This is a genomic window from Runella aurantiaca (genome assembly GCF_003339505.1).
Taxonomy (GTDB): domain Bacteria; phylum Bacteroidota; class Bacteroidia; order Cytophagales; family Spirosomataceae; genus Runella; species Runella aurantiaca.
Genome location: NZ_QPIW01000007.1, coordinates 118,874 through 133,190 on the forward strand (window position 1 = coordinate 118,874; position 14,317 = coordinate 133,190).

General features: G+C 44.6%; 8 protein-coding genes. 1 reads left to right on the plus strand and 7 read right to left on the minus strand.

Annotated features, from left to right (window positions below; translation table 11 throughout):
* Positions 1–24 precede the first annotated feature (24 nt).
* From DVG78_RS10925 to DVG78_RS10955, 7 genes are all read right to left on the minus strand, one after another.
* A complete protein-coding gene (locus tag DVG78_RS10925; protein ID WP_114461114.1) occupies positions 25–2,979 on the minus strand; it encodes a TonB-dependent receptor in 2,955 nt (984 codons plus the stop codon).
* Between the two features lie 246 nt (positions 2,980–3,225).
* On the minus strand, positions 3,226–3,663 hold the full coding sequence (locus DVG78_RS10930) for a hypothetical protein (protein ID WP_147277050.1): 438 nt from the start codon (positions 3,661–3,663) through the stop codon (positions 3,226–3,228).
* A gap of 34 nt (positions 3,664–3,697) precedes the next feature.
* Positions 3,698–4,933: a sterol desaturase family protein gene (locus tag DVG78_RS10935; RefSeq protein ID WP_114461116.1), complete on the minus strand. Its 1,236-nt coding sequence runs from the start codon at positions 4,931–4,933 to the stop codon at positions 3,698–3,700.
* A gap of 28 nt (positions 4,934–4,961) precedes the next feature.
* The gene (locus DVG78_RS10940) at positions 4,962–5,312 is read right to left on the minus strand and encodes a hypothetical protein (RefSeq protein WP_147277051.1); all 351 of its coding nucleotides are present in this window, start codon (positions 5,310–5,312) and stop codon (positions 4,962–4,964) included.
* Positions 5,313–5,445: 133 nt separating this feature from the next.
* Positions 5,446–7,107, minus strand: coding sequence for a 7TM diverse intracellular signaling domain-containing protein (locus DVG78_RS10945; protein WP_229598198.1), 1,662 nt, complete (start codon positions 7,105–7,107; stop codon positions 5,446–5,448).
* 240 nt (positions 7,108–7,347) lie between these two features.
* Positions 7,348–8,142, minus strand: a complete 795-nt coding sequence (locus DVG78_RS10950; protein ID WP_114461118.1) for a hypothetical protein — start codon at positions 8,140–8,142, stop codon at positions 7,348–7,350.
* A gap of 219 nt (positions 8,143–8,361) precedes the next feature.
* A complete protein-coding gene (locus DVG78_RS10955; RefSeq protein WP_229598199.1) occupies positions 8,362–11,094 on the minus strand; it encodes a TonB-dependent receptor in 2,733 nt (910 codons plus the stop codon).
* Between the two features lie 405 nt (positions 11,095–11,499).
* Between DVG78_RS10955 and DVG78_RS10960 the strand changes: the two genes are divergently transcribed.
* Positions 11,500–14,220 (plus strand): T9SS type B sorting domain-containing protein, encoded by a 2,721-nt coding sequence (locus DVG78_RS10960; protein ID WP_114461120.1) that lies wholly within the window; start codon positions 11,500–11,502, stop codon positions 14,218–14,220.
* Positions 14,221–14,317 lie beyond the last annotated feature (97 nt).

A 14,317-nucleotide genomic window follows, 5' to 3' on the forward strand; every position in this document is an offset into this window, starting at 1 on the left:
AAACGGCTCCGCATGACTGAATATTTATTTGTTCAACAATTCATCAAATGTTAGAGATAAGTAAAACATTGAACCCACCTGCGGATTCCCCCAACCTGTAATATATTGCTTACCCAAAATGTTGGTGCCACCAATTTTCAGAATTGATTTCATACTCACTATCTTTTTACTGATTTGAGCATCCAGCGTACTGAAAGCAGGAATTACTATTTGGGAATTATTTTGCGGACCACGCGCCAGAACTGGCAATAGCAAATCAGCCCAATTGAACTCATTTTGCCCACGCCAAACCAGATTGAACCCCCAACCGCTACCGCCAAGATTGCGATTGCCGAAGCTCAAATTGTAGCGATATTTGGGCGTATTGAAACCTACTTCCGTGCCGTCGTCCAATACATTTACATTTTTTTCGCTACTAAACAGCTTTACCCCACCTGCATTGAGCGTATTGTTTGACAAATTGGCTCCGAGGGTAAAGTTTTTTGGAAAAGCATAATCCACCCCAATGCCAAATCCTTGGGTTTTTACGTTGCCCGTGTAGTTGGCCGACATTGAAATGACCTGCTGAATGGTAGGAGCCGCGCTGAGTAAAACCCCGCCTTTGAAGTTTTTGAGGGTGCTGTTGTAGTAATAAATATCCAACAATAATCGCTTTGAAATCAGCCCTTTGTAGCCCACCTCATACGTCAGTACCCGTTCTGGTTTAAACTCGGGGAAGGTATATTTTTGTCCCGTCAGAATATTGACGGGGGCCAGATCGCGTAGCTTATAAAAATCCCAAAGCGCGGGCAACCCGCCAATCAACAGCGATACGGGCGTGTTGAGATTGATGTATTGGTTTTGTACACTCGGAATCCGAAAACCTGTTTGATACGATACTCGAATATTATTGGATGGATTGACGGAATACACCGCCGACAAACGCGGACTCCACTGTCCAGCAAAGTTTTCGTTTTTATCATAACGCACTGATCCCGTTAACTTTAACTTGTCAGCAATGTTTTTACTAATCTGTCCGTAGGCCCCGTATTCTCTGATGTTATATTCTTCTCCGTCCGCTTTTTTCAGAAACAATGTTCCCCCCGAGTTTAAATCATACACCCGATAGTTGGCCCCTACAATGATTTCTGCCACTTTGGGGTCAAGCAATTGGTTGAAATTGTACATGGCTTCCAGGTGATACAAATTGGTTTTATCCAAAAACTTGGCCCCGCTTGGAAGTGCTCTCGCCTTCACGGTTTCGATGGCTTGGTTGAACTCCGCCGTGCCGGGCAATAACCTACCCGCATCGGCGGTGTTTCGAGCTACATTGTGCAAAGTTCCCGCCGCACCGTTGACGGTTGCCAGCGCGGTAGCATACGCGACTTGGGGTGTTTGCCCCGCTCTGAGCGCCGCCTGAAAAGCGGGGACAAAGGTTTGGAAGGCACCACCCGCGTAGGTAAGGGCATATTGCGGGTACCAAGCTTTAGCCAATCCTGCCAACCCGTCCAGAGGATTGGGAGAACTTGACTTCCACGCTTCGTTAACGTAAGTCGCCAAAATACCCGCTGCGTAGGTATCGCCCGAATTTTCTTGGGTGGTATAACCTCTCACGAAGAAATTGGAGCCTTTGATTTCAGCTTTGTATTGCCCAATGGTAAAATTCTTTAGCTGATAGCGGTCGGATGAAGTATAAACCGTAGAACCTTGCCCCCAGTTGGCTTGCAAAATTGCCTCAACGCGGTCATTGATTCGATAGTGCAGCGAGCCGTTGAGCTTCAAACTGCGGGTGTTGTAATTCACCAAATCCAGTTCGTTATAACCCGTACGCGAAACCGCCACATTGGGCAACAATACATCGTTCATCAACTGCGTAATAGGAATTCCCGTAGCGGCCGTAAACTGATTGATGCCGCCTACCAACTGCGCCAACGATGGAGGTAACTGCCCCGGGGGCACGCCCAACACGGTTTGGAAAGGTCCCCGCAAACTGGCTAACCCTGCTCCCGAAGAGTTTTCGTCGCCGTAAATGTTTACTCCGTCAAAGCCTGGATTGCTGCGTGCTCCATTGGCAGGAGTCGTGCCACGAAAACTCTGGTCACGGTTATCGTTGGCTTGCCAATCTTCAGCCGTCAGAAATCCAAAATTGACTTTAAAAGCAAAACGATTGTTGAAGGCCTTGGCATAACGAAGCGCAAAATCGTAAAACGGCGTCGTTTTCAGCGTACGATTGTCGGCGCTCATCGTACCCACTTTAGCGTAAGCACTCAATCCTTGGTACAAAAACGGGCTTTTGCTCGTCATCAAAAGGATGCCGTTGATGGCGTTGGGACCGTACAATGCAGAGGCCGCCCCGGGCAACACTTCCACGCTTTCGAGGTCCAGTTCTGAAATACCAACTATGTTTCCCACAGAGAAATTAAGTCCGGGGGCTTGGTTGTCCATGCCATCCGTCATTTGTACAATACGGGTATTGCCGTTGCCCGAAAAGCCGCGCATGTTAGGATTGCTAAACGTGAGCGATTGGGTACTTACATCTATTCCTTTCAAATTTCTTAAAGCGTCGTAAAAGTTAGCGGAAGGTGTTTCACGAATGGTGCGAATGTCCATCTTCTCCACCGTCACGGGCGACTGCAACACGCTCTGTTCCATCCGCGAAGCAGACACGACCACTTCTTGCCCCAGAAGCACTTGTTCTTTCATCAAAATCTTGAGATCCGAGCGGTCGCCTTGAATGGCAACTTCCTGCGTTTCAAAGCCTACCGACGACACCACCAACGTAAATGGAACGGGCGTGTTTGTTGTCAATGAAAAATTACCTTTCGCATCCGAAATAGTTCCAATCACTTTGCCTTTTACCTGCACACTTACCCCCACCAATCCGCCCCCTAAAGTGGCGTCGGTGATAGTTCCCACGATTTTAGTTTGGGCCAACAGTGCTCCTGCACTCACGAGCCAAGCCGCCACGAAGAAGACGGCATGTTGTACTTGTTTTTTCATGGTATTGCGATTTAAGGTTTAAAATTTGATGTGAAATACCTAGTTTAATATCTTCAAATCAATCGCTAACTTACCTACGGTGGGTTTGAGTTTATGTGCGGAGGAAAAGGTGGTGGTGGTTACTTATCCAATTTCCGTAACTGTTGCGTAATCGTATATTTTCGCCATTTTTGAGTAATACGTTCTTGAAATCTGTATTTCGGATGGTTATAAAATTAAAGAAGAATGCATTTCCATGATTCATTTTTAAGACTGACCATAGTTTAGCAGCAGATACAATAATATCCCAGCCACTGCTACTCCTCCAACAACTGCCGCGACCGCACATCCTGGCGATGCCACACCTTCTGTCGAAGAATTTGAGGGCTTAGACTGTGGCATTTTTTTAGGCTTTTTCTGGGCAGTGAGGATTGCTAAAATAACCAATACTCCTCCAATAATAACTATCGGTATGCTCCCAGAAACCAGTCCACCAATCGTTAGTACAGTACCAGCAAACGCTGACAGCACCGAGATTACTCTTGCTCGTTTTTGTTTTTTTGAATCTTTCACAACCAAGGAATCAGCGGCATAAACAACCGCTTTGGGTATCGGAATAGGCGTGGATGTGCTACTTGCCGATTGCGTCTTGGTCGTCGTCAGCCACAATACGCACAGCAGAATGAAGGATAAATATTTCATCATTTTAGGTAGTTTAGGAATGCTTAGGGCTGATTTTTTAGGATTTACTTCTGAAAAACCTTGCCGTCCAAATCATACCATAAAGATGATATACAATGCTGATAGCCATCCAGACCGGCTTATCCATGAGATTTGTAAACAAAATCAAAACGGGCGCGGTAAGCAGAATTCGGATAATTTCGGACATCAACAACCAGCGTTTTGATTCCAAAATTCCGCTCCAATTGATAATTAAATGCCACAGCAAGCCGCTTCCGATAATCTTTTGGAGGGTTGTCCAATCAGACGCAGGATTAATGATGAGCATCATCAAAGCAATGCCAAATATTGCACTCAGAATCAGGTACACTTTGGCATGAGGGAAGGCAACCGTACTAATGCGGTGTTGGTTTTGTAATGTAATCTCCTGTAAAGGCGGCTTGGGAGGCAAATTGGCAGGCCTCCATCCCAAAGGCATAAACCAAATCCTGATTTTATCCCACCAATTGGTGGCCGCTACGGCGTCTTTCCAAAGAATACTGTAATAATGAAAGTTGATTACAATCGGATTCCAAGTTTGCGCCTGCCCATACATACCATAAATCACCTTGTCGGTTTCTTCCTCAAAAGACCCAAACAAGCGATCCCAAATGATGAGAAATTCCCCGTAGTTCTTGTCCAGATATTTAAAATTGACGCCATGATGCACACGATGATGCGAAGGTGTTGTGAAGATAAACTCCACCCAACGCCACAGCTTGGGAATCAGCTCGGTATGATGCAGGAAAGAGATAAAAAGGTGAATTCCCGTCATCATGTAAATATCAAAGGGTCGAAATCCGATGATGGTGAGGGGCCAAAAGAAAAAGAAAGAAAACAGTCGTTGGGTCACACTTGCCCGCAGTGCCACAAAAAAATTCATTTCCTGCGCACTGTGGTGCGGCGAGTGGGCCGCCCAGAGGATATTGATTTCGTGCCCCCAGCGGTGCACCCAGTAAAAGATAAAATCAATGCCCAGCAGCAAAAGTAGAAAATTGGGTACGTTCATCGGGATATTGTCAATCAACCGAAAGTTTTCCCACAAGTATCCGTACAAAACGTACACTCCTGCCGCCACCAATACATTGACGGTCTGGTTGCCCAATGCGGTCCCGAAGTTGGAAATCGCCTCGGCGAAAGTAATGAGTGTTTTTTTGTAGTAAAAACATAAACCAACTTCCACTACGATAAAAAATAATGCAAGAGGGGTGAGCAGCGTATAAATATTCTGCGTAGAAACGGGTAAATCTTCCATTGCTTTGAAGGGTTGAAATGATGAAACATCAATAGAAATATAGACCGAGGCAAAGACTAACCATGCCTAAAACAATGCCTAGCCAAGACCGTTTTTTACCAAGTCGAAGCAGTTCTTTTTCGGCAAAATCGCGGTATTTTGAGGTTAACAATTGGGTTCGTTTCCTTATTCCTCCCATGCCTAATCCAATTGAAAGTAGGCCTCCAGCCATGGCCGCATGAAATAAAAACGGAATGTTGGTCAGTAAGCCAATGATGATTAAAAGCAAACTGAAAGCGCCCAATCCAAGCGACATCCCAGCAAAATTATTCTCAGATTTTGTCGTAATATCAAGGGTATATAGCCCCAGTGAAAATCGAAAAAGTCGTTGTAAAGACATACAAGCAAGGTTGAGTGTGAATGGATTAGAATAGCGACTGCGCTTTGTTAAGACAAAGATGCTGGTTGAATGAACACCCTTTCCTACCCAATTTCTCAACGGCGGGTATCAGTGTATCTTCGGCAGAAAATGGCTAGTTTTCGAGCCCCATCGCGCGCAAAAAATCAGGTTTTACCCGACGCGCAACGTCTACTTCGCTGCCATCCTGCATAAATACGATGCCTCCGTCGCCCCTTACGTACTTGGTAACGAAGTTGAGATTTATGATGTGCGACTTATGAACCTTGAAGAAATTATCGTACTCGCCCAGTTGTTGTTCAAACTCCGCCAATGAGCGCGACGCGACCATTTTCTGATGATTGAAAAAATGGACATTGGCATAACTACCCATCGCCTCTATACGTACTATGTCTGCCACCGGAAAAAGCAAAACGCCTTCGAGTGTAGCGATAGGAATCTTTTTTATTTTTTCTCGCTCATCGCGCATTAGTTTGAGTAGTTTTTGGAGGTCATTATTGGCAATGGGCTGCTGTTCCAGTTCTTTTTCCAGCAACACGGCCTGTTCGGCCATCAAGCGTTCATTTTCAGTCAACCGCTGCATAGCCAGCTCCCGGGCTTCTAGGTTTTCACGGCGGAGCGTATTGATACGATCCATCAACGCAAAAGTGAGCAGTGCCGTTTGGAATATTACGCCAATGTGGTAGCCGTAATAGGTATAAAAATGCTCAAAGGTAAGGACATTGAAGAGGGTACAAACGATGAGCAATATTTCGAAAATGTAAATACCCCAACCTAATAAATAAAATCGGGCAGGGCCGAATCCACGTCTGTAAAGCCACATTCCCGTTGCTAGATAGGACCCAAATATGAGCAAAATCATGATGTTAAAACCCACTTCTGCCTGTTGAATACCGATTAGTTTGGTCAAAACAGCCGTCGTTGCCAAAACCCCGAGCCCCTGAAAAACACGATGTAGTTTAGGCAACACTTCCCGAAGATTCAGGAATTCGACCGAAAATCCGATACTTGTCAAAAGCGTACATAACCGTATCAGGCTGGAATTGACACCATTGTTCATAAAGGGCATATCACGCCAAAGAAAATCAAACAGATAACCTTCCAAAGAAAGCAAGGTCAAGGCGGAAAAAACAACGTGCAGGGTAAAGAGAAAATAGGTTCGTTCCTTCAAGAAAAGGAACATAAAAAAACTAAAAAGCGCCGACAAAGCCAACACACCTAATACGAAGAAATTGATCGACGTTTCTCGATACATTCTTTTCATCAGCGGCCTGATGGTTCCGACCTCAATCTGAGAAATCAACCCATTCATGTCTTTGAGCCCAATGTAGAGTTTTTGGGGCTTACGGCCTAAATTCACGACGATACTATTGAGCTCAAAGTATCGGTTTTCAAAAGGTCGTAAAGCACCCGTTTCCAAAAAAAAGGTGGTATCTTCACTCACCGCATACACATCTACGTAATCAATATCTTGCGCCAACATAATGGCGTAGAGGTTTTCGTCGGTACGGTTTTTCAAATCAAACTTGAACCAGATTCGATAAGGAGAGAAACCCATATTGATGATTTTATCGGGCACCTTCGCATACCGACTGTCCGGAATATTCTCAATATCAAGATGAGAAAGTTTGTTGGTACTATCAATAAAATACCTTGCATGACCACCAATTTCAATCAATTGATGAATGTCAGTGTAGACCACCCCAGCAGATTGTGCTTTACAACAATGGTTACATACGAACCAAATAATGGCGAGGAAATAGTGTTTATTTTTCAAGCGAGCAGTAAGGTAATAATGTGAATATCAGACTACTATTGTATTTATTAGAGCTAATTTCAACCCCAAGGAATTGCTATTTATTAGCAATTTGTACGCTTCTTCACAACTCTGTACCGAAAATAACTGCCTGCTCAATTTAACACAACCCCCATCTTACCTACGGCCCACTTCGGTTTATTAACGGCGGTTTTCCATTCTATAGATTAAGCATTCTAACGTGTAAATTCATTTGGATTTTCATTGATTCGTCAATGCTTGAATAAGTATCAATAATCCTATTGCGCCGACAGTGCCCGCCAAGGTTCTTAAATAGCGGCGTCCTTCACGTTTTCGCTCGTCACGGGTCATGTCTTTGTAAGGTTTCATATTTTGATCTATGCCCCGGCCAAAAAAGTAAAACCCGCCAGCAAGCACCCCGATTGCGAGCAAAAAAACCAGTACCGCTGCCACTCCATAACCCGAACAGGCGATATTACATGATAATACCGCTCCAAGCATCGCCAATCCTACTCCCAATAAAAATAACAGGAAATAACCCACACGATGACCCGCGTTACCATCAGCCGTACTAGCAGAACGACGGGCCATTTTTTGGTACATTTTCTCCCGAAAAGACAGTTTGGTCTCACCTGAGGTACGGTTACTTACGGTTTCAGAGGTAGACGAAAGGCTACTGTACAATGCAGTGGTTCCTTCAGGATGGGCCGTCATGCGTCCCAGAATCCCTCCTGCAATGGTATAGGTCAAGAGGTTAAGACAAAAGAGACAAAAAAAAGTTTGTTTCTGAAACACAAACCGCGCTTGCGAAGTAATATCAACCAAGCGAAGTGCCGCATAACGGCGGACGAAGACTTGAAGAAGAATCAAACCCGCAATCATCCCCATAAGTACCGCAGGGGTGCATCCATTGAGCATAGCACTGCCCACCATGATACCAAGAAGAACATTGGCAATTTCAATTACGATAATCAGAGGAATGGCCTGATGCGGGTGGCGAGAAGCCCAATACGAAAGCTGATTGGTCAATTTCATCCTAAAAATGAGGTTATGGGAGATGCAGTTTTACCAAAAGTACAAAACTACCCCCCATTTCCCCAAACCGTTAAATCATAAAATCCATCGTTTTATGATAAAAAAGACCATTAATTTGGCAAGGACATCGTTTCTCTACGCTGTGCGGTTGGCAAGCGTTTAAAAAACCAATATCCTTGCCCTAATTCAACATAACTTTTTCAAACGTCAGGTCAAAACTTAAAATCCTTCAAACGTCCAACCAAGATACACAATACGTCCAATGGAAGCCGCTCCGTACACTTGCACGGCATTGGCATTCAGCAAATTAGTACCCCCAATTTTTAAATTGCTTTTTAGTTTTGGCAAACGATAATTTACCTGCGCATCTACCGTTCCGAAGGCATCAATGTAGCCTTCATCGATGGGCATAAAATACGTATAACCACTGATGTGGCGATAATTGACGGCGTAAGTCACATTTTTGAATGGCTCTCCATTGAGTCCCACATTCACTTTATGCGTTGGTGTATTAAAGCCCAAAATCAAACCGGGCACATCGTCTTCATTGATATGCGACCATGTATAATTGGCATTTAGATTGAGTTTTTTATTCCAAAAATACTCAACACTTCCCATCAGACCCTGCGTGCGCACTTGGCGGTCGGCATTGGCCCAGGTTTGAATCAAACGGCCTCGGGTACGGTCGGTGGTGGGTTTGGCAAAATCGCCGCTGGCGCTTGGCAGCGGTGCGCCCGTGGGCACTAAGCCATCTTCACGACCATAAAACCGAAGTGTACCAATAAAGTCATTGTACCACGACCGATAATAACTCAAATCAACGTATAACCCTTTGATAAGCTGTGCTTTATAGCCAATTTCCCACGTATTGACCTGCTCAGGAGTAATTTTTTTGATGGTAACGGGTTTTAAGAAATCAGGATTTGCCTGTCCATTTGGCAATGCTGAAACGGCATTTAGTCCTTGGTAGCCATTTTCCACATTTCCAGCCACCAACAGCGTTCCAAAATCAAGGTAGATAAATTGATCTAACTGCGCGGGCTGACGGTAAGCCTGCGCGTAGTTTACCCGAAAATTATGTTGGCGATTTTCTCCCAACGATACCACCGCTGAAATACGGGGAGAAAAACGACTGCCAAAATTACGGAAACGGTCAAAACGGCCTGCCGCCGCCAGTTTCAAGCGATTCTCCCATACGGCATACCGAAGTTGCCCATACGCCCCTCCATCCCAATTGACAATGCGCTCGCGACGTTGAATATCGTTGGTATTGGCAGAAATGGGCGAATTAGGCCCGTCAGAAAACAGCGTTCCTGCTGATTGCAGCAAATGCGTCCGGTACGAGGCCCCCGCTATGACATTGAGCTTGTTTATAGTCCATTCGCGCTGGGCGCTTATATCCCAAAAACGGGCCGTATTGGCAAAAGCTGCCCCCCGTACCGTTTTGGTCCCGTTTACGTCTATCAAACCTACACCGCTAACAATCTGCTCACGAAGCTGATTAAAATGAGGACTTCCTACTGGCAATTGTACCCCCGCCGCCAACTGCGACGCCAATGCTTGCGCGGCTTCGATGCTCTGTCCACCAGCAATGGCCTGCGGTAATGTATAAGCCGATGGAATACCGCCGTTTGGATTGGCGGCAAATACGTTCGGAACCGACACTCCCGCTGCAAGCCCGTTGGTACGAGCCGCCGTAAATACCTGATTCCAAAGCGCATAGTAATTAGATGCAAAGGTAGGGTAGCGGCTTCCGTTGGCTTGGGTTCCTGAAGCCATGGGAGCATTGAGAAGACCGCCCGCGAGGGAGTTTAAATCGTAGGCTTTGCCGCCGTAATCAAAAACGGTATACGCTCTTATAAACCATTTATCGGATTTTAGCTCCATCCGATGCACATCGTACTTCATTCCGCGCTGTGCGTACCGACTTGTACTTTGAAAAATACCATTACTGACCGCCAATTTATATTCATACACCGCCCGAACTTTGGCGTTGATTTGCCAATGGAGCGAAGGATTAATCCGAAAGTTTCCTGCTTTGTAGTTACCGTTATTAAATAATTTAAACGGGTTTCCTGGCGATTCTGACCAATTGGCCATTGCTGCTTCGGAGTAGCCTTGGGTATAAATGCGGTAAGCGGCATTGTTGTTGAGCGCAGTCAAAGCAGGGTTACTGACGGTGGTCCCTACGTCACCGTACCGATTCACGGCATTCCACCCGGCGGGGTTTCCTGTCGCATTATTGACTGGGTCTGAGCCTGCCAAGCCCCCCGAAGTAACGCGTTTGATGGCGGCATCATTGGATGATAAAAATTCGTCGGCCTCAAAATAATTGGCGTTGAATTTTAGGGCCACTTTATTCCCCAACACTTTAGCGTAGCGAATTTGTCCATCAATCATCGAACGGTTCCCGCCGCGCAGTGAAGCCGAAAGTCCTTGATATTTAAAAGGGTCTTTGGAATGCATCAGCAACACCCCGTTGAAGGCATTGGAGCCATAAAGCGCCGAGTTGGCTCCAAACACAATATCTGCACTTTCTAGGTCTAGCTCCCCAATTCCTACCCAGTTTCCGTAATACAACGACGCCGTGGGAGAGGTTACGTCAACGTAATCGGCCAGCTGAATCACGCGTTCGGCCTTTGAACTGTTAAAACCCCGCGTACTGAAGCTGGTAATCAACCAACTTGACTGACTCACATCGACACCTTTGAGCCGCGATAAGGATGAAATAAACTCAGAAGAAGGTTGTTTTTGCAGCTGCGTGCCTAAAATACGCTCAACCGTGACGGGTGTTTCCATGATGGGCTCGGCAGTACGTGAAGCTGAAACAATGACTTCATTGAGGTACAATGTGTCTAATTCAAGCGATTTTTTGGGTGAAGAGATTTGTGAAAATGAAAATTCAGTAATTGTTAAAATAAGTAAAATAGGACTAAAATAACGATTTGTCATCTCTTTTTGAATGGGTTTGTTTGGCTGCAAACTTAGATAGAAAGAATTACTTTCAATAAACATCCCGATAGCTTAGGCAATATTTAACCAATAAGTATATAAATTCATATACCTTTAAATTCCTACATCTCTCCCATTAAGAATGTTTCCATCCTGTTTTGCGCACTATCATATCCATTTTAAAAAAATTTATATACTCTTACGATATTTTACAGCTAAAGTGTTGCATATCTGATTATTTATATAAACTTTTGTAAAACCTTTTGGTATATTTATATATCACTTTACCCTATTTGAAAAATATATTATCATGAAAAACCTAACGAACTCGCTTCCGTTAAGCACAATTTCTGTGCATTTTCGAAGAACAAAAACGCCATTTTACACTAATAGACCTTTCACAATATGCTGAAAGGGATATTTTTTATCCCCTATTTTTTTCTTCTGAGTACCTCTTTCTTAATTGCCCAACCTAAAAAGTGGGCAGCTAACTGGTATTTTGGGTACAATGCTGGAATCAGCTTTAGCAATGGCGCACCACAGCCATTATCAGGGGGAGTTATAAGCACGTGGGAAGGCTGCGCAAATATCAGCGACAACGAAGGAAATTTGTTGTTTTATACCGATGGAAGCACAATCCGGAACAAAAAACACCTGGTCATGCCTGGAGCCGTAGATTTGGGGGGGCACAGTTCCACTACCCAATCGTCGACTATCGTTCCGCTGCCCGAAGAGAACAACATTTACTATGTTTTTTCGATTGATTTTTCGGGAGGCGAGAAAACATTGCAATATGCTATTGTAGATATGCAATTAAATGAAGGATTAGGAGGCCTTGTTTCTAAAAACAATGTCCTCTTAACCAACTCATCAGAAGGATTGACGGTTATTAAACATTGTAATTCTATAGATTATTGGATTTTAGCAAATGAACTGGGTACCAATTCATTCAAAGCATTTAAATTGACAAATGAAGGCCTGAATCGTAAATTCGTTGAAAGTAAAATTGGTGCCCGAAAAGGCCCAGCGGGGCATTTAAAAGCTTCTCCCAATGGCCAAAAAATCGCCGTTGCACTGTTCAGTGATTCGTTTGAACTCTTTGATTTTAACCCAAATACGGGCGTCTTATCAAATCCAATGCTGATACGTCATCCTGAATTTCACCCCACGTATGGGTTGGAGTTTTCGGCCGACAACCGCTATCTCTACATGGCGGGAACCCTTGTGGATGGAAAACAAATCTATCAGTTTGACCTCACGGCTGGTTCGGCTTCGGCTGTACTGCAATCAAAGACATCAATCGGAAAAATCGCGGATTCCTACTTCGGCGCGTTACAACTGGGGCCTGACAATAAAATTTATGTAGCCATCAACGGACACAATCATCTGGCTGTCATCAACAATCCAAACCTCAAAGGCACGGAGTGCGGATTTGTCAGAGATGGGGTTAGTTTAGGTGGCAAAAAAAGCGGAATTGGCCTTCCTAATTTCATTTCTGCGCCTTTCAATGTTCAACCAAGAGTTTTTATATCCCGAACTATAGGAAAAACTTGCAAGGATATTACTTTGAAGGCCGACATCGCTCCCAACGTCGGCAATTGGCATTATCAGTGGTTTTTGGATGGAAAACCAATCCAAAAAGCTACCCAAACCAGCCTTGCACTAACTCAATATGGTAGCTATCAGGTCATTATAAATGAAATAGGCAGTTGCCACAACGATACTATCAGCTCCGAGGAACTTGATGTTGAATTTTTAAATGCAAATCCTGAATTTACCATCGCCAATTGCAACAACGTATTGCTGAAAGCCAACGCCAATGCACCATTTCAATGGGTAGGCAATGATATTCCAAGTGAACAGGAATCGCAAGATACATTGACGATTGCAGGCTATGGCGTTCAAACCTATCGGTTGAAAATGTTTTATTCAGATAACACTTCTTGTTTTGTTCAGAAAGAACTTCGTGTCGTATTTCCGCCTACGCAATCCTACAAACTTGAAAAAAACTCGCTTGTCTCCTGCGACACCGTGACACTTAATGCCCCCATCAGCCCAAATTGGGATACATACCGGTGGAAACTCCTCGACAATTCGACCGTCAGTGCCCACAAAATAACCGTACGCCAAAGCGGGCAATACATTGTTTTCGTAGAAAACAAGCAAACGCAGTGCGTGACCAAAGACACCGTCAATGTTATTATTCACCAATCACCCACCATAAAAAACAATGAAAGTTTTTGCCTTTCGGCGGCCACATTGGAACTTCAGGCAGGGGCAAACGACGAAAGTCTGATGTATGATTGGGCTCCCAATCCCTCCAAAAACGCATCATTGGTCGTTGATAAAGCAGGTAGCTATCATGTTAGGGTTACCACTCCCCAAGGCTGTAGCTCGTCGCGCTCCATCAATGTTGTCGAATTGCAAAAAGTAACCTTGGGCAGCAACATCACCCTTTGCGAAGGCGACCCCATCGAATTATCACCCACCATCACCAATGCCCCAAACCCCGTCTCCTACCGCTGGTCCTCGGGGGAAAATGCCCGAACGATTAAACCCACTAAGTCAGGCACATACACCTTAACTACAAGGCAATCGGTATGCGAAACCGTTGATTCTGTCAAGGTTATTATCCATCCTTTACCCCAAATAAAAGCAAATGAAACCGTATGTTTGGACAAGGAAATTGAAGCGGGTGGACTTGACAAAGATTTAACCTATCACTGGCTACATTCGGCAGAAACTACGCCTGTAATTACCATTTCGGCATTGGGAGTTTACAAGGTAAAAATAACAAATTCACTGGGTTGCACCGCTACCCGAACCATCAGCATCAACGCCTATTGCCCTCCGCACGTCTATGCTCCCGATGCCTTCACTCCCAACGGAGACGGCATCAATGATGTTTTCTCCCTGTTTGTTGCCAGCGGTCAACCCGTTTGCTTGGACATCTATAACCGATGGGGTCAACTTATCAAAAGAAATGAAAACGAAAGCCCGGGCTGGGATGGGCAAGTAGATGGCACACTTTCGCCAGAAGGTTCCTATCCTTATGTATTTCGTTACAAGATTCGCAACGACAATTCGATTCATGAATACCGAGGGGTGGTCATTCTTCAACGATAAATACAAGGTAATATGTAGCGCACAAAAACCCTTCTCTTTCATTTTGATAACTTTCTCCGCATTGTGTTTTTAGATTCTTTACTTTTGTAATTAAACA